The organism is Arthrobacter sp. NPDC056691 (assembly GCF_042791415.1).
Taxonomy (GTDB): Bacteria; Actinomycetota; Actinomycetes; order Actinomycetales; family Micrococcaceae; genus Arthrobacter.
In genome coordinates this window covers 62,851-79,718 of the sequence record NZ_JBHTXX010000007.1, presented here as the reverse complement: position 1 = coordinate 79,718, position 16,868 = coordinate 62,851, and the positions used below count along the sequence as shown (strand labels likewise).

Genomic DNA, 16,868 nt, shown 5'->3' with positions numbered 1-16,868 from the left:
AGAAGATCTGAAACAGAAGGCTCACCGTGACTGCCACCAACAACAACACCCAGCAGACCGGCGTCGTCATAATCGGCGCAGGCTTCGCCGGCCTCACAGCAGCCCGTGAACTGCGCCAGGCTGGCCTGTCCGTGATCGTTCTTGAGGCGCGGGACCGGATCGGGGGCCGTACCTGGCTCGACGACCGGCTTGGCCGCCCCCTGGAAATCGGCGGCACCTGGGTCCACTGGACCCAGCCCCATGTCTGGGCGGAAATGAAGCGCTACGGGCTCGGCACCGTTCAGAGCCCCGTCCCGGAACGTGCCTACTGGTGGGCGGGCGGTGCACGGCACGAGGGCACCCCGGACGAGCTGCTGCGTGAAATCGATGCCCCCAACCGCAAGCTGGTGGAACAGGCACGCCAGTACTTCCCGCAGCCTTTCGCTCCGTTCACCAACCACGACATTAAGGGCATCGATCATGTTTCCCTGCCGGAGAGATTCGCTGAACTGCAGATCACGGAAGACTCGCGAGACATCCTGGAATCCTTCTGGGCGCTTGATTTCAACGGCCCCATCGACAATGCCGCCTACACCCAGGCCCTGCGGTGGGTCGCGCTCACTAACGGCGACTGGCTGGTCAACTTTGAGGCCTGCGCCACGTTCAAGATTGAAGGCGGCACCGGCGAACTGATCAACGGCATTGCCGCCGGCACGGACGTCCGTCTCGGGAAGACAGTTTCGGCCATCAACTGCACCGACGAGAACGCTACGGTCATTGCCAGCGACGGCGAGGAGTTCCAGGCAAAATACGTGATCTGCACGCTTCCACTCGGCGCCATGGGCTCCATGGTGTTCGATCCTCCCCTGCCGGCACCCGGCCGGAAGGCCATCACCGAGGGGCAGGTCTCCAGGGGCATCAAGGTGTGGATAACGGTCCAGGGAAAGGTCACCCCCTTTGTTGCCCTCGGCGCCGCTGAATGGCCGCTGAACTTCGTCCAGGCCGAATACGACCAGGACGGCAACACCATCCTCGTTGCCTTCGGCCCCGAGACCGCCCGCCTTGACGCCACCAACGTCCGGCAGGTCCAGGCGGCCCTCGACCTGCTCGCACCGGACCTTGAAGTCCTGGACGTCGCCAGCCACGACTGGACCAGCGACCCGCTGTCCGGAGAGACCTGGCCCATGCACCGGCCGGGCTTCCTGACGGAGTCCCTGGGCAGCTTCCAACAGCCGCAGGGTGCCCTTCTTTTCGCAGGTTCGGATTATGCCAGCGGCTGGGGCGGCTTCATCGACGGCGCCATCGAAAGCGGCCTGGAAGCAGCCCGGAGCATCCTTGACGGGCGCAGCGCCTGAACGGGCCCGAAATGCGGACTCGGCAGCAGGTCTCCGGGCATTACTTCCCGGCCGGGGAGAGGCCGGCGGCGGTCGCGTCGCCGGCTGTGCCCGATCGCTCGAGGAGTCTGCCCACCTGGACGACGGCGGACCGGATCTTCGCCGGATTTCCAAAGGTGAGGAACTGGAGCATCAGCCCGTCGAGCGCAGCGAATACTGCCCTGGAAAGTTCATCGTCCGTATCGAGGGAACGTTCGCGCAGGGCCGTCTCGACCGTGGAGATGTAGTTGTCATACAGGCGGTCCAGCAGGGCTTTGAGCTCAGGCTTTCGCCGGGCTTCGAGCAGCATCTCGAACTGAAAAAGCTGCAGTTCCGGCTCGGAGGACACCGAGGCCAGAAGAGCGTCGGCGAACTTCTCGTCGAAATCCGCCACGCGGGCAAGGCCGGTTTCGTCAATCGAGCGCTGCACGGCCCACTCCAGGGTGGCGGCCAGCAGCCCCTCGATGGAACCGAAGTGATGCGTGATCAGCGTATGGTTCACACCTGCCCGGGCGGCAACAGAACGATAGGTCACGCCCCGCAGGCCCTTCTCGGCAACAACATCAATGACCGCCGCCAGCAGGGCGTCGCGACCATCCCCGTAGGGCAATCGTTGGGAATCCAGGCTCATAAGCCGATTTTAGCCCCGCCGGCACGGCTACTGGTGACCCTTGACACCCAAAACTAAACACTTGTAGAGTTTTATCCGTGATCCGGCTCACGTACCGCTCATCACAGTCGCTTCCGTCGGAAGTCGCGCACGAGGGGGTGCGCCTTCGGCCGGCATCCCCACGTACTCACATCGCATGGATCATGAGTCCATGCCCTGGCGAAAGAGCCACACATCATGAACCAACAAACCGGGCAGATGCCCGCTTTTCAGGACTCCACGGCCACCTCTGCCCGCCTGCGGCCCAATAAGCTGGGGGTCGTCGCGGTGGCCTTCTTTGCCATTGCTGCTGCCGCACCCATGGCGGCCGTTGTGGGCGCGAGCCCCGTCCTGTTCGCCGCCAGCGGCCCCGGAACCCCCGTTATCTACGTCATCGCGGCCCTGCTCGTCGCCCTGTTTTCCGTTGGCTACCTTCGGATGAGCCACAGCATCACCAACGCGGGAGGATTTGTCGCCTACATCGCCAAGGGACTGGGAACGAAGTGGGCCACCGGCGGCGCGGGCATTGCGATCCTGACGTACGTCAGCCTCCAGGTGGGGCTCTGGTCCCAGTTCGGTGTCTTCGCGCAGCAGCTCGTCGAGACCCTGACTGGCTTGGGCCTGCCGCCGTACTTTTGGATCGTCGTCGTGCTGTCCCTGGCCACCGCCCTGACCATGAAGGGTGTGGATGCGAGCCTGACGGTTCTGGGCGTACTGATCCTGGGCGAAACACTCGTCGTTGCCGCTCTTGTCGTCTCGCTGATCGCCCAAAAGGGGTTCGGGATCTTCACCTTCGAGGGCTTCACGGGCGCCACCATCGTGGGACCCGGACTGGGCATCTCGCTGCTGTTCGCCTTTGCCTGCTTCACAAGCTTCGAAGCGACAGTCGTCTTCGCCGAGGAAGCCGTGAACCCGCGCAGGACGATTCCCCGCGCCGCATACCTGGTCATCGCCTTCGTGGGCTTCTTCTACATGATTTCAACCTGGGCCATCAGCGGAGCAGTCGGCATCGACCGCATCCAGTCCGAAGCCGCCGGGAACCCCGCCGGCATGATCTTCGACCTGGCCCAGAGCAGTGCCGGCCCATGGCTGAGTCTCGCCATGCAAATCCTCGTAGTCACCAGCTTCATCGCCATGATGCTGGGGTTGGCCAACATGTTCGCCCGGTACCTCTTCGCCCTGGGCCGGGCCGGGACCCTGCCCGCCAAGCTGGCATCAGTCTCCAGGACCGGTGCCCCGACGTTCGCAGGGCTGGCCAACGGCGTCGTCGTCCTGGCCATTATCAGCGCCTTCCTGATCTCAGGAGCCGACCCCCTCACCACAGTCTTCGCGTGGTTCGTCGCCCTCGGAACCGCCGGCTTCATCAGCATCCTCCTCCTGACATCGGCAGCGATCGTCGTCTACTTTGCCAGAGCGAAGATGCGCGACAACCTGTGGGTGACCGTGGTGGCACCCTTCCTGTCCTTCGTTTCATTCATCGTGATCGGCTACCTGACCCTGGACAACTACGATGCCCTGCTCGGCGGCGCCGGCGGCGTTGCCCGGTGGCTCCTGCTCGGCATCCCCATCGTCCTGGTCGCAGGAATAGCCCGAGGAACCCAGAAGCCGTCAATCGACTACGCCTCGGAAATCGTTTGAGGCCTCAGACGCCCCAAGAAACCAACCCCGTTCATCCAGAACCAGCCTCACAACCAAAGGACAACCATGACCGCGACTGATATTCAGGACTACGTACCCGAGAACGAGTGGCCCTCCGTGGCCACCATGCTGGACGGATTCGGGGACCAGACCCTGCCTGCCTCCGCAGCCCTGGCCGGAACGGCATTGCATCTCGCCCGCGACGGTGCACACACCGCCACGTACACCTTTCATGACGCGCATTCCCTGACCTGGACCTGCTCAAGCGGCGAGGAAAACCAGGGTGCGGCCAGGTACAAGGCCATCGAGGCTCGGCCCGGGATCTTCATCATCGACTTCGTCACGGGCGAAGACCGCCTGGCCGAAAACGTCAACATCATCCTCGACAGAAACACCCGCGCCGTCACAACGGCCGTCAGCTCCTTCGTCGTCGAGGACGGCAAGACCCGTAGCACCACCAGGTTCAGCCACGGAAACGTGGACGGTGCGGCGGCCCTCCATTCCCGCTCCGGCGGACTGGTGGGCAAGCGCATCTATTACCGCTACAGCGACGTCGAAACCTACGAACACATCTACCTCAACGCCGGCACCTTCACCTGGCACTGCCTCCGCGGGGGCGAAGCCGGACTCGCAGACACCGACCGCTGCCTCACCTTCGACGTTGGCGATGACCTCTACCTGTTCTTCTGGACCGAAAAAGTGATGACCGTTGAGGCGGTCCTCCTCATAGACCTGCGCGAGCATCGCTCCATCGGACGGATGTTCGGCTGGGACGAACCCGCCGCCGAGCCTGTGATCCTGCCTTTCAACTCCCGGCTCACCGTCCTGAACACCACCGGATACCCGCAGGACAACCACAAGCACTAGCCGGACAATCCACTCCACGAGGAACACCAATGGAAACTTACGATTCACTGCTTGCCAGCATTACCGCCACCCCCGGCTCCGGCGAGGTTAGCCGGACCATTTTCGACCCCGCCACCGGCGGTGTCGTCGGCCAGGCGCCGGTCCACACCGTCGAAGACCTTGAAACCGCGGTGGCCGCGGCCGTAGCCGCCCAGCCGGCCTGGGCGGCCCTAGGCCACGACGCCCGGTCCGCCGCGCTCCTCAAGGCCGCCGACGCCGTCGAACGCTCCGCCGAGGAACTCGCCCGGCTCCTCTCCCGCGAACAGGGCAAACCCCTCAACGGACCAGGCGCCCGCTTCGAAGTCGGCGCCTGCGCCGCCTGGCTCCGCGCCACCGCCACCACCGAACTCACCCCCGAAGTCATCGTCGACGACGGCCAAACCTACGCCGAACTCCACTACAAACCCATCGGCGTCGTCGGCGCCATCGGCCCCTGGAACTGGCCCATGATGATCACCATCTGGCAGATCGCCCCCGCCCTGCGGATGGGCAACACCGCCGTCGTCAAACCCTCCAAAATGACCCCGCTCTCCGTCCTGGCCCTGATCAAGGTCCTCAACGAAGAACTCCCCGACGACGTCCTGCACGTCATCGCCGGCGACCGCGAAGTCGGCGCCCGCCTCGCCGAACACCCCGCCATCGGCAAAATCATGTTCACCGGCTCCACCGCCGCCGGCAAAGCCATCATTCGCTCCTCCGCCGATACCGTCAAACGCCTCACCCTCGAACTCGGCGGCAACGACGCCGGCATCGTCCTGCCCGACGCCGACCCCAAAACCATCGCCGCAGACCTCTTCTGGGGCGCCTTCATCAACACCGGCCAAACCTGCGCCGCGCTCAAACGCCTCTACGTCCACGACACCATCTACGACGCCGTCTGCGAAGAACTCACCACCGTCGCCAACACCATGCCCATGGGTGTCGGCCTGGACGAAAACAACGTCCTCGGCCCGCTCCAAAACAAAGCCCAATACGACATCGTCGCCACCCTCGTCCAAGCCGCGAAAGACTCCGGCGCCCGGATCCTCACCGGCGGCAACCCCGACCCCGACCAGCCCGGCTACTTCTACCCCACCACCCTCGTGGCCGACATCGACAACAACAACCCCCTCGTCACCAAAGAACAATTCGGCCCCGCCCTGCCCATCATCCGCTACACCACCATCGACGAAGCCATCTCCATGGCGAACGGTCTCGACGTCGGACTCGGCGCCTCCGTCTGGTCCCCCAACCTCCCCGCCGCCCGCGACGTCGCCAACCGCATCCAGGCCGGCACCGTCTGGATCAACAAACACGGCGCCGTCGACCCCCGCATCCCCTTCGGCGGCGCCAAACAATCCGGCTACGGCCTCGAATTCGGCGTCGAAGGCCTCAAACACCTCGGCATCCCCCAAATCATCAACGGCTAACCCGACCAACAGAACAGCACATCCAAAACCACAAGGACCGCCGCCGCCAACCGCGACGGCGGCCCTTGCCGTTTTCGCCGCCAGAGTAGGGACCCGACCAATGTCCCGCGGATCTGCTTGTCGGGTCCCCACAAAATCCTGTCCTCGATGGGGAATTAGCGTCAGTTCGGAGGAATATCCGCAGCCATCACACGCAAAGGACCCATCAATGACGATTCAGGCAAACGCGAGCGAAGCCACAAGCCACGCGACTACCCCGGGCACCTACCCCATCCTGGAAACCGCCCGGCAGCAGGTCCTCGAGGACGGCGTCGGGCTGACACAGGCGCAGCTAGAGGAAGTGCTCCGCCTGCCGGATGCGGCCCTGCCGGCGGCACTGCAGCTTGCCCACGAAGTCCGGCTCAGGCACTGCGGGGAGGACGTCGAAGTCGAAGGCATCATCTCCATCAAGACCGGCGGCTGCCCCGAGGACTGCCACTTCTGCAGCCAGTCCGGCCTCTTTGACAGCCCGGTAAGAGGCGTCTGGCTCGACATCCCGGAACTCGTCAAGGCCGCCAAGGAAACCGCCGCCACCGGCGCCACCGAGTTCTGCATTGTCGCCGCCGTCCGCGGCCCCGACATCAAGCTCATGAACCAGATCAAGTTCGCGATCGACCGCATCAACGAAGCCGTGGAGATCAACATCGCCTGCTCCCTGGGCATGCTCACCCAGCGCCAGGTGGACCAGCTCGCCGAGTGGGGCGTGCACCGCTACAACCACAACCTCGAAACAGCCCGCAGCTACTTCCCCGAGGTAGTCACCACGCACAGCTACGAAGAACGCCTCGACACGTGCAACATGGTCAAGGCCGCCGGCATGGAACTGTGCTGCGGCGCCCTGATCGGCATGGGCGAGACCCTGGAACAGCGGGCCGAACTTGCCGCCCAGCTTGCGGCCCTGGAGCCGCACGAGGTCCCGCTGAACTTCCTCAACCCCCGCCCCGGAACCCCGCTGGAAAACCAGGGCATCATGGACGGCAAGGACGCCCTCCGCGCCATCGCCGCTTTCCGCTTCGCGATGCCCCGCACCGTGCTGCGCTACGCCGGCGGCCGCGAACTCACCCTCGGCGACCTCGGTACCCGCGAAGGCCTCCTCGGCGGCATCAACGCCGTGATCGTCGGCAACTACCTCACCACCCTCGGCCGCCCGGCAACGGCGGACCTGAACCTGCTGGTCGAGCTGAACATGCCCATCAAGGAACTCCAGAAGACGCTGTGAACGAGGTATCGCTACCCGACCGCTCACCCGGCGGTACCTTTTGCGGGCACTGCGGCGGGACGTCCGACGGCGGCGTCCACCCGGCGTCGTCCGCCCACCACGGGTGCAACGAACGTATGGCCATGGAACCGCCGCGCTACTGCACCGCCTGCCGGCGCCGGATGAAAGTCCAGGTGACGCCGCTGGGCTGGTCCGCGGAATGCTCGCGCCACGGGGTGCTGGTCCTGTGACGCTGGATTCGCACCCGATGGGCCTGATTCAACGGGACCGCGCACGGTTATGGCACCCCTACGCACCGGCCTCCCCGGACCTCCCGCTGTGGGAGGTGGAGGCGGCCGACGGCGTGCGGCTGCGGCTCCGCGGTGAAGACGGCACCCGCCACGAAGTGGTCGACGCGATGTCCTCCTGGTGGTCGGTGATCCACGGCTACCGCCACCCGGCGCTGGATGCCGCCGCCAAGACGCAGCTGGACAACTTCAGCCACGTGATGTTCGGCGGGCTCACCCATGCCCCGGCGGTGGAACTGGCCGAGCGCCTGGTTGCCATGGCCCCTGCCGCCCCGGGCCGGTCCGGGTTGGACCGGGTGTTCCTGGCGGACTCCGGCTCAGTCGCCGTGGAGGTGGCGCTGAAGCTGGCAGTGCAGTTCCAGACCGCGTCCGGACATCCGCAGCGGCAGCGGTTCCTCAGCCTCCGCGGCGGCTACCATGGCGACACGTTCGCGGCCATGGGGATCTGCGACCCGGTGGACGGCATGCACTCTGCTTTCCCGGGTATGCTCGCCGGCAACGTGTTTGCGCCCCGTCCTCCGGCGGCGGCGTCGGCAACCCCGGAAGTGGTGCAGGCGTGGGCCTCCGACGTGGCGGAGCTTGCGGCCGCGCATTCGGCGGAATTGGCCGCGATCGTCGTCGAACCGGTGCTGCAGGGCGCCGGTGGCATGCACGCGTACCCGGCCGAATGCCTGACGGCGCTCCGGCAGGTGGCGGACCGGCACGGGCTGCTGCTCATCTTCGACGAGATCGCCACCGGCTTCGGCCGGACCGGCGAACTGTTCGCGGCCGATCACGCCGGCGTGGTGCCCGACATCATGTGCGTGGGCAAGGCCCTGACCGGCGGCTACCTCACCCTCGCCGCCATGCTGTGCACCGCTGAGGTGGCCGCGGCTGTTTCCGGCGGCCACGCCGGTGCCCTGCTGCACGGTCCCACGTTCATGGGCAATCCGCTGGCGTGTGCCGTGGCCAACGCCGGCCTCGGCATCATCGAGACCGGCCGCTGGCGGGCCGACGTCGCCCGGATCGGCACCGGTCTGGCGTCCGGGCTGGCGCCCGTTCTGGAACTCGGGGCGGTCCGGAACGTCCGCACCATCGGCGCCGTCGGGGTCATCGAGCTGCATGACGCCGTCGACGTCCCCGCGGTCACAGCGGCAGCCATCCGCCACGGCGTCTGGGTCCGCCCGTTTAGGAACCTCGTCTACACCATGCCGCCATACATCAGCACCGCTGCGGACATCGCGCAGATCGCCGCCGGGATGACGGCGGCGGTCGCCGAGGTCCATGAAACCGGGGTCCATGTAACCGCGGTTCAGGCAGCCGGGGTCCTGGAACGAGTTCATGCCCGGTCCGGAAGTACGTCATGAGCAATTCCATGGCCGAATGGCTCGAACGGCAGGCCGCCGTCCGGGAACGCCGGGGCCAGGTCCGCCGCCCGCTCCCCCGCGCCGCGCACGAACAGTTCATCGACCTGGCCAGCAACGACTATCTGGGCCTGGCCACAGACCCGAGGGTGGCCGGGGCAGCCGCTGAGGCCGCGTCGCGGTGGGGCGCCGGCGCCACGTCCTCGCGCCTGGTGGCCGGAACCACGCGGCTGCATCTGGACCTCGAGCAGGAACTGGCCACTCTGGCCGGCACGGAAGCGGCGCTGGTCTTCTCCTCCGGCTACCTGGCAAACATCGGTGCGATCACGGCGCTTGGCGGTCCCGGGACCCTGATCGTCGCCGATGAGCACTGCCACGCCTCGATGATCGACGGCTTCCGGCTCAGCCGTTCCCGCACCGAATCATTCGCCCACAACCGCGTTGAGGACGCCGGTAAGCTGCTCGCCGGCCGTAAGGAACCGCGGGCGATTGTCGCCGTCGAATCCGTCTACAGCGTCCTCGGCGACGAGGCGCCGCTCACCGATCTGTTGGCCCTGGCCGAAGAGCACGACGCCATGCTGCTCATCGACGAGGCCCACAGCCTCGGCGTCACCGGCGCCGGAAGTTTTCAGGGGCGGGGCTCGGTGGCCGGAACCGCCCTTGCCGGGCATTCCAGCGTGATCGTGACGGCCACACTGTCCAAGGCGCTGGGTTCCCAAGGCGGCGCTGTCCTGGGATCCGCCCTGCTGCGTGACCACCTCCTCAACCGGGCCCGCAGCTTCATCTTCGACACCGGGCTGGCGCCGGCGTCCACCGCAGCTGCCCTCGCCGCGGCGCGGATCATTAGGGACGAACCGTGGCGGGCGGCTTCCGTGCACGGCAACGCAGGCGCCCTTGCCGCGGGACTTGCGCCGGCCCTGGCCAGCCGCGGCGCAATCCCCGATCGGACAGCGGGGGCCGTCCAGTCCATCCCCATGCCGTCCGCCGAATCGGCCCTGGCCGCCGCCGAGTCCGCGCGCCGGGCCGGAGTCCGTGTCGGCTGCTTCCGCCCGCCGTCCGTTCCGGACGGTATCTCGCGGCTGCGGCTCACCGCCCGTGCCACCCTCACGCCCGAAGAAATCGAAGACAGCTGCGCAGTGCTGCGCGCCATTTTGGAGGAACTTCCATGAACCTGCCCCCTATCGTTCTGGTCACCGGAACGGACACCGGCGTCGGCAAAACCATCACGACGGCGGCCCTCGCCGCCCTCCTGCACGTTACGGGCCGCAGCGTCGCGGTTTACAAGCCGTGCCAGTCCGGTGCCGCCGACGGCGACTCCGACGCAGCCGAAATCGTCCGGCTCGCGGGCGTGACGGCGGAAGCCGGCGTCGTCCTTCAGGAACCCATGGCGCCTGTCGCGGCTGCTGCCCATGACGGGATGCCCCTGCCCGCTTTGGCTTCGCACGCAGACCGGATCCGCGAACTCGCAGCCTCCCACGACCACGTCCTGGTGGAGGGTGCCGGAGGCCTGTTGGTGGAACTGGATTCGGACGGCGGCACCCTGGCAGACCTCGGGTCGCTGCTGGCGGCGGCATTCGTCGTCGTCGCACGGCCGGGGCTCGGCACGCTGAACCATACAGCCCTGACCCTGGAGGCACTGTCCGCGCGCGGGCTGGATGTCCTCGGCACCGTGCTCGGCAGCTGGCCCGTCAGCCCCGGCGCGGTTCACCACAGCAACCGGCAGGTGCTCCGGAAGCTGCGGGTTCCCCTCCTCGGGGCCCTTCCCGAGCAGGCCTCCGAATTGTCCCCGGCTGACTTCCGCGCCGGCGCCGCCGCGTGGCTGAACGGGGTGCGGGCATGATGCCGGCAGCGATGGCCAGCCCCGCGGAAGCTCCCCGCGCGTCCAAGTGCCCGTACCTCGTGGTCCGGGACCCGGATTCGGTCCGCGACGTCCTCCACCGTCCTGCCGACTTCAGCCCCGCCAATGCGCTGGTGGCGGTGACGCCGCTGGAGGGACCGGCCCTGCGTGTACTGCAGCGGGCGGGCTTTGCCTTGCCGCCCGTGCTGGCCAGCAACGACACCGGCACGCACGGCGGAATCCGGAAGGTGGTGGCCGGTTTCTTCACGCCCGCCACCGTGGCCGCCATGGAGCCGCGGATCCGGGAACTTGCCAGGGAAGCGGCCGCGGATGCCGCCGGCCAGCTCGCCCGGTCCGGACACGCGGACCTCGTGCAGACGGTGGCGGCGTTTCCGCCCGCCGTCGTCATGCTCGAACTGCTCGGACTCCCCGTGCGGGATCTTGCGGCCCTCAAGCGCTGGGGCCTCGACTCCATGGAGCTGTTCTGGGGCTGGCCTGGCCCGGAACGGCAGCTTGAACTGGCCAGCAGCGCCGCCGAGTTTTACGTCTGGCTGCGCCGGCTCGTGGCGGATTCGGTGACGGCTCCGGGGCGCAACCTGTTCAAGTCCCTTGCCGGGCACGGCCTTTCGAGGACCGAGATCTGCTCGCTCGGCTACTTCCTGCTGATCGCCGGCCAGGAAACCACCACCCAGCTGATCAGCACCACGCTGTTCCGGCTGCTGGAGGGTGCGGCGCCCGTGGGCTGGCGGGAAACGGCCTCGAAAGCCGGCGCCAGGTCAGTGGTCCGGCACGTGCTGGCGACGGAATCGTCGGTTCCCACCTGGCGCCGCGTGACCGCCCATGACACGGACCTTGGCGGCGGCCGGCTCCCCGCCGGCACCGAGATACTGCTTGAACTGTCGGGCAACCAGATCACTGCAGGCACCGAACCCAAAAGCGCGCCCCCGCAGGAGGAGGCCGGGCGTGGACTTTCGACCGGTCTGGTTTTCGGTTCCGGCATCCACCGCTGCCTCGGGGCCAAGCTCGCCGAACTGGAGGCCGCCGTCATCATCCAGGAAACCGCGGCGGCGCTGCCGGGGATTCAGCTGCGGGACCACGAACCCGAGTGGATCCGGCTGCTGTCCTTCCAGGCACCCCGGACCGTCAGAGTGATGAACCCGCCGGGCTGACCGGAGCACGGACGAAACCGGGCAGCGATTTAGAAGGAAGTAACCGTGAACCCAAGCCCCAGCAGGCCCCGGCCCGCCTGCTCAAGGATCGGATCCAAGCTCAGGGTCGGGTGGTTGAGGAGCACGTTCACGTCGCGCTGGATCCGCTGCAGGGGGTGCGCAAGCCGGTGGGCGCTCCCGCCCGAGCCAGCGACGGCGAGCCGTACTGCTTCCTCCGCCGCCTCACCGGCGAGGGCAAGGGAGAGCCGGTAGCTGGCGCGTTCGTCTTCCGTCAGCGTTGATGGGAGGCGCTGATGGGACCCAGCCACCGTCGTGACTGCCTCCTGCCAGTGCAGCCGCGCCGTGGCCACCAGTCCGTAGCTTTTCGAGAAGCGGGCCTGTGCCAGGGGTGAATCCGCCTGCCGGTTGTCAACGGTGTTCTTCACCTTGCGCACCAGCATCTTTTCCCGGAAGACGTCGACAGCGTACTCGGCGGCTCCCAGGGCGGCCGCCGGTGCCACCAGGTTCAGCAGCGTGGCCATGGGGGTGTGGATCATCGGGTCCTCGTGGATCAGGCTGCCCGCGTTGTCCGCCGCGCTCAGCAAGGTCCAGTCCATGGCGCGGTGCTCCGGCACAAACAGGTCCTTCGCCCGCAGGTCGTTGCTGCCAGTTCCCCGCAGCCCGTCCGTGTGCCACACATCCAGCAGTTCCAGTTCTGCCACGGGGACGAGGCACTGCAGCCGGACGCCGTCCGACTGCACCGAGAGCAGGGCCCACTCCGAATGCATGACCCCGGACGCGAAGCTCCAGTGGCCCGAGATCGAGAATCCTCCCGGGACCTTTTGGGCTGTGCCCACGGGAGCGCTTGTGGCCGCGGCCAGCGGATCAGGTCCGTTGGCGAACACTTCATCCTGGACCCGTTGGGGCCAGCGGGCCAGCATCCACACGTGCTCGATCAGGTGCCCGGCAGTCCAGGCAGTTGACGCGCAGCCCCGGGCAAGCCGCCGGATAACCTCGGCATAGGTTTCCACGCCCATGCCGTAGCCGCCCAGCTCCCTTGGGGCCAGGAGCCGGAACACGCCGGCCTCCTTCAGCTCATTCATGGTGGATTCCGGGAGGCGGCGCAGCCGCTCCGTTTCCTCCGCCCGCTCCCGCAGCCGGGGAACCAGCGCGTCAACGCGGCTGAGCATCTCCTCGTGGCTGGGGACGGTGCCCACCGGCACCACTGGTACGGGCCCGACGTCGGCCCTCGAAAGTTCCAGCGTGTGTGCGGTACGGTCCCGCTTCGCCGCCAGATATCCGTGGTTGGCCGGCGAAAGGTAAACCCCGGTGGGAACCTGTTCGGCGACGTCGATGCCGAGGGCCGTCAGCTGTTCGGCCTTGTCCGGGTTGTTGCTCAGCAGACGGATCCGGGTGGCGCCGAGGGCGTCCAGCATTTGGGCGGCGGCAGTGTAGTCGCGCTCGTCCTCGCCGTGGCCCAGGGCCAGGTTGGCGTCGTAGGTATCGAGGCCTGTGTCCTGCAGGGCGTAGGCGTCGAGCTTGGAGTACAGGCCGATGCCGCGCCCCTCCTGCCGGAGGTAAAGCAGGAACCCGCCGGCCGCGGCGATCTCCTCCACAGCCTCGCGCAGCTGCGGCCCGCAGTCACAGCGCTGGCTGCCGAACACGTCGCCGGTCATGCATTCGCTGTGCAGCCGGACCAGCGGCACATCATGTGCGAGGAGCTGCTGTTCCCACTGGCCCAAGGCGAGCAGCAGGTGCTCCTTGCCGTCCGCGAGGCCGCGGAACGTCAGCACCTCAGCTGTAGTGCTGAATCCGTCCGGAAAGCGCAGCGGCACAGTGACTTGGCTGCGAACACTGACGGGGCTGCGCCTGGCAGTGGGCAGGGGCGCAGCCTGCAGTGCGGTTTCAACACAAGCGGTCATTCGAGGTCCTCGACATTCCAGGAGAAAATTACTTGAAGCTTGAATCAACGGTAGCGGTATTTAGTTCAAGCTTCAAGTAATTTCACTTTTCCGGCTGTGCAACCTGCGATCACAGGACTTATACCGAAATCTCTCCCCTGAGGCAGCGGATGAACTCATCCACGGCGGGAGAAGTGCCAAGAGGGCGGGCTACGTGAAGCTCCGTCTGCGGCCTGTCCACAAAGCGGCGCGTAGTGACTCCCGGCATCTGGAACCGCTGCACCGATTCAGGGAGGACCGAGACCCCCAACCCCGCCGCGACAAGGCCGACAACCGTTTCCTGATGGATGGCCTGCTGGACGACGGCCGGCGGGGTGGGCAGGGTCCCGAAGAGCCGGAGCACCCTCGCCACGAACCCGGGCATCAGCCGGTAGGGAAACAGGATCATTGGCTCCCCCTCAAGATCCGCGGGGCGGACCGCCTTCGCCGCCGCCAGCGGGTGTGTGTCGGGAAGGACCACCACCAGGTCTTCCGCGCCCAGCAGTTCGAGGCGCAGCCCGGGCACGTCACCGGGGTCCCGGATGAGGCCCAGGTCGAGGTTGCCGTCCAGCAACTGCTCAATCTGCTCTCCGCTGGTGAGCGGGTGGAGCACGAGGTCAATGCGGGGGCGGTGATGGCGGAAGGCCCGGATGGCTTCGGGCACCGTGGTGTAGCTTGCGGAACTGACGAAGCCCACCCTGATCTTGCCGCTCTTGCCGGCGGCGACGTCGGCGACATCTCCGGCAGCGTCGTCCAGGTCAGCCATGGCGGCCTGGATGCGTTCCTTGAACGCCTGGCCGGCTGCCGTCAGCCTCACGCGGCGGGTGGTGCGGTCAAAGAGCTGGACACCAAGCTCGCGCTCGAGCCCCTTGACGGCGACGGTCAGCGGCGGCTGGGTGATGTGCAGGAGTTCGGCGGCGCGGCCGAAGTGCAGCTCGTCTGCGACGACGAGGAAATACCTGAGCTGCCGGAGTTCCATGGCGATTCTTTCGACTGACGCTAATAATTACAAGGCAAATTATATTGGACCGGATGCTCTCACGGGTGAGTTACTGGATGGGAGGAGGGCACCGCCCCGTTGCCCATCCCCCGCCAAGAGGAGCCGCCCCATGGAATCGACCGAATACGCCGTCGTCGGCGCTGGGCTGTCCGGAGCTGCCACTGCCTGGCATCTCGCCGCCCGCGGCCACGACGTTGCCCTGCTCGAACGCTCAACCCCTGCCAACGATGCAGGCAGCTCCCACGGCTCCGCCCGGATCTTCCGCTACGCCTACCCCGACGAGTTCTACGCCGGCCTCGTCCAGGAAGCGAAAACCGGATGGGACGAACTGGCCCGCCTCAGCGGCAAACAGCTCATCACCCCGGCCGGCGCCGTGGACTACGGCGCCATCCGCCAGCCCGAACGCCTCGCCGCCGTCCTGCAGGCACGCGGCATTGACCACGAACTCCTCAGCGCCGAGGAAGCCCGGCAGCGGTGGCCCCAAATCGCCTTTGACACCCAGGTCCTGTGGCACCCGGACGCCGGCGTCATCGACGCCCACGAATCCGTCGCCTCAATGGTGGACCAGGCCGTGGCCCACGGCGCGGAACTCCACAACAACTGGGCCGTCACCTCAATCACCGCCTCAAATGCTGGCTACGTGCTGACCTCCGCCGACGGCCGGTCCCTGCACGCGGCCAACGTCATCGTCGCCGCCGGCGGCTGGCTCCCCCAGCTGCTCGGATCGCTGGCACTGCCCTCATCCTTCCTGGCCTCGATCCCGCGCCTTGAGGTACGCCAGGAACAGGCCTACCACTTCCCCTACGCCGACGGCACCGGTCACGAGGCCTCACCCTGGCCGACGTTCATCCACAAGCGTGAAGGCTGGCAGGCCTACGGTCTGCCCGGAGGCCGCGACGCCGGCTACCGCGGACAGAAGATCGCCGAATACAACGGCGGAAAGATCCTGCCATCGGCCGCAGAACAGGACGGACAGATCAACCCGGACAACCGCCGTCGGGTCATCGAATACGTCGAACAGTACCTCCCCGGACTGATCCCGGAACCCTACGCAGAAACCACCTGCCTCTTCACCAACACCCCCACCGAGGACTTCATCCTCGACCGCGCCGACGGCATCACCATCCTCTCCCCCTGCTCCGGCCACGGCGCCAAATTCGCACCGCTGATCGGACAGCTCGCCGCCGACCTGGCAACCGGCGCAGGAACCGTCCCGGACCAATTCCGGCTCGCCGTCCAGGCCCAGGCAGAGGCGGTAGCGCACGCATGACCGCCGGCACCACTCTGGGCTGAATCGGCCGGGGCTGCTTTTACCTTGGCCCGCCGCCCGGCGGACCATCAATCACCGTGGGGACGTACTCCAGCAGCTGAAGCCGGCCGTCGAACGTCCTGCTGTCCACCATCTCCAGCGAGACGTCAGGATAGCCGTCGTAGATCCGCTCCCGCCCGGTGCGGCCCGTGATCACCGGGAAGACGACAAGCCGGAACCTGTCGACGAGGCCGGCGGTCAGCAGCGACCGGCAAAGGCTCAGGCTGCCGAGGGTACTCAAAGGCCTGGTGCCGGTCCGTTTCATTTCCCTCACGGCCTCCACGGCATCCCCGGTGACCAGCTCCGAGTTGGGCCAGGCCAGAGGTGCCTGCAGGGTGTAGGAGAAGACCACCTTGGGCACGGCGTCAAGGCCGGTCAGGGCGGCTCCCTCCTCCTGGGAGAAGTCTGCGCCTTCGGCCGCGGCTTCTCCGGACATGCCGGACATCACCCGGTAGGTGTTCGCCCCCAGAAGGAAGGTGTGGTTCTTCTTCCCTTCCTCCTCGAGCCAGCCCAGGTATTCCGGGCCTTCCAGTCCCCACCAGCCTGGCCATCCCTCGGCCGAGGCATAACCGTCCAGGGAGATGATCAGATCCACCATTAGTTCCGCCGATGACGTTTCTGCAGTTGCCTCGCCCATGGCCGTCTCCTCGATCTGATCGATGTTGGTGGCTGACCGGGCGCTGCGCCGTCGGCGCCCGTGCCGGCAATGCTATCCACGGAGCGGGCGGCCGTTCAAGGGTCCGCTCCATTGCCTTCCCGGCGCTGAAGAACCGGGCCGCGTGTCGCGCCTGG

General features: G+C 66.9%; 15 protein-coding genes. 11 read left to right on the top strand and 4 right to left on the bottom strand.

The genetic code is table 11. The features are described 5' to 3' along the window. Positions 1-26: 26 nt before the first annotated feature. Entirely contained in the window at positions 27-1,334 is a 1,308-nt protein-coding gene (locus ACFRAU_RS08335) for a flavin monoamine oxidase family protein (RefSeq protein ID WP_377999525.1), read from the top strand. A gap of 40 nt (positions 1,335-1,374) precedes the next feature. On the opposite strand, the gene ACFRAU_RS08330 is transcribed toward ACFRAU_RS08335, so the two are convergent. Continuing rightward, entirely contained in the window at positions 1,375-1,983 is a 609-nt protein-coding gene (locus ACFRAU_RS08330; RefSeq protein WP_377999524.1) for a TetR/AcrR family transcriptional regulator, read from the bottom strand. A gap of 216 nt (positions 1,984-2,199) precedes the next feature. On the opposite strand from ACFRAU_RS08330, the gene ACFRAU_RS08325 reads away from it, so the two are divergent. The 9 genes from ACFRAU_RS08325 to ACFRAU_RS08285 all read left to right on the top strand — a co-directional run bounded on the left by ACFRAU_RS08325 (position 2,200) and on the right by ACFRAU_RS08285 (position 11,848). Beyond that, complete coding sequence (locus ACFRAU_RS08325) at positions 2,200-3,639, top strand: APC family permease (RefSeq protein ID WP_377999523.1); 1,440 nt, start codon at positions 2,200-2,202, stop codon at positions 3,637-3,639. 66 nt (positions 3,640-3,705) lie between these two features. Further along, positions 3,706-4,506 (top strand): MoaF C-terminal domain-containing protein, encoded by an 801-nt coding sequence (locus ACFRAU_RS08320; RefSeq protein ID WP_377999522.1) that lies wholly within the window; start codon positions 3,706-3,708, stop codon positions 4,504-4,506. Positions 4,507-4,535: 29 nt separating this feature from the next. Beyond that, the gene (locus ACFRAU_RS08315; RefSeq protein ID WP_377999521.1) at positions 4,536-5,954 is read left to right on the top strand and encodes an aldehyde dehydrogenase family protein; all 1,419 of its coding nucleotides are present in this window, start codon (positions 4,536-4,538) and stop codon (positions 5,952-5,954) included. A 208-nt stretch (positions 5,955-6,162) separates the two neighbouring features. Continuing rightward, positions 6,163-7,212: a biotin synthase BioB gene (bioB, locus tag ACFRAU_RS08310; protein ID WP_377999520.1), complete on the top strand. Its 1,050-nt coding sequence runs from the start codon at positions 6,163-6,165 to the stop codon at positions 7,210-7,212. After that, positions 7,209-7,442 carry a hypothetical protein gene (locus ACFRAU_RS08305; protein WP_377999519.1) on the top strand — a complete coding sequence of 78 codons (234 nt, stop codon included), beginning with the start codon at positions 7,209-7,211 and terminating at the stop codon, positions 7,440-7,442. The genes bioB and ACFRAU_RS08305 overlap by 4 nt, the downstream gene beginning before the upstream one ends. 17 nt (positions 7,443-7,459) lie before the next feature. Beyond that, entirely contained in the window at positions 7,460-8,845 is a 1,386-nt protein-coding gene (locus tag ACFRAU_RS08300; RefSeq protein ID WP_377999518.1) for an adenosylmethionine--8-amino-7-oxononanoate transaminase, read from the top strand. Positions 8,846-8,853: 8 nt separating this feature from the next. Next, complete coding sequence (locus tag ACFRAU_RS08295) at positions 8,854-10,011, top strand: 8-amino-7-oxononanoate synthase (protein WP_377999588.1); 1,158 nt, start codon at positions 8,854-8,856, stop codon at positions 10,009-10,011. Continuing rightward, positions 10,008-10,682 carry a dethiobiotin synthase gene (bioD, locus tag ACFRAU_RS08290; RefSeq protein ID WP_377999517.1) on the top strand — a complete coding sequence of 225 codons (675 nt, stop codon included), beginning with the start codon at positions 10,008-10,010 and terminating at the stop codon, positions 10,680-10,682. The genes ACFRAU_RS08295 and bioD overlap by 4 nt, the downstream gene beginning before the upstream one ends. Beyond that, entirely contained in the window at positions 10,682-11,848 is a 1,167-nt protein-coding gene (locus tag ACFRAU_RS08285; RefSeq protein WP_377999587.1) for a cytochrome P450, read from the top strand. The genes bioD and ACFRAU_RS08285 overlap by 1 nt, the downstream gene beginning before the upstream one ends. Positions 11,849-11,877: 29 nt before the next feature. Here the strand turns inward: ACFRAU_RS08285 and ribA are convergent, their stop codons facing one another. Then, a complete protein-coding gene (gene ribA / locus ACFRAU_RS08280; protein ID WP_377999516.1) occupies positions 11,878-13,749 on the bottom strand; it encodes a GTP cyclohydrolase II RibA in 1,872 nt (623 codons plus the stop codon). A gap of 118 nt (positions 13,750-13,867) precedes the next feature. Then, entirely contained in the window at positions 13,868-14,746 is an 879-nt protein-coding gene (locus tag ACFRAU_RS08275; RefSeq protein WP_377999515.1) for a LysR family transcriptional regulator, read from the bottom strand. A gap of 130 nt (positions 14,747-14,876) precedes the next feature. Here ACFRAU_RS08275 and ACFRAU_RS08270 point away from each other — a divergent pair, with 130 nt between their 5' ends. Further along, positions 14,877-16,037, top strand: a complete 1,161-nt coding sequence (locus ACFRAU_RS08270; RefSeq protein ID WP_377997470.1) for an FAD-dependent oxidoreductase — start codon at positions 14,877-14,879, stop codon at positions 16,035-16,037. Between the two features lie 40 nt (positions 16,038-16,077). Here the strand turns inward: ACFRAU_RS08270 and ACFRAU_RS08265 are convergent, their stop codons facing one another. Next, on the bottom strand, positions 16,078-16,713 hold the full coding sequence (locus ACFRAU_RS08265; RefSeq protein ID WP_377999514.1) for a dihydrofolate reductase family protein: 636 nt from the start codon (positions 16,711-16,713) through the stop codon (positions 16,078-16,080). Between the last annotated feature and the right edge of the window lie 155 nt (positions 16,714-16,868).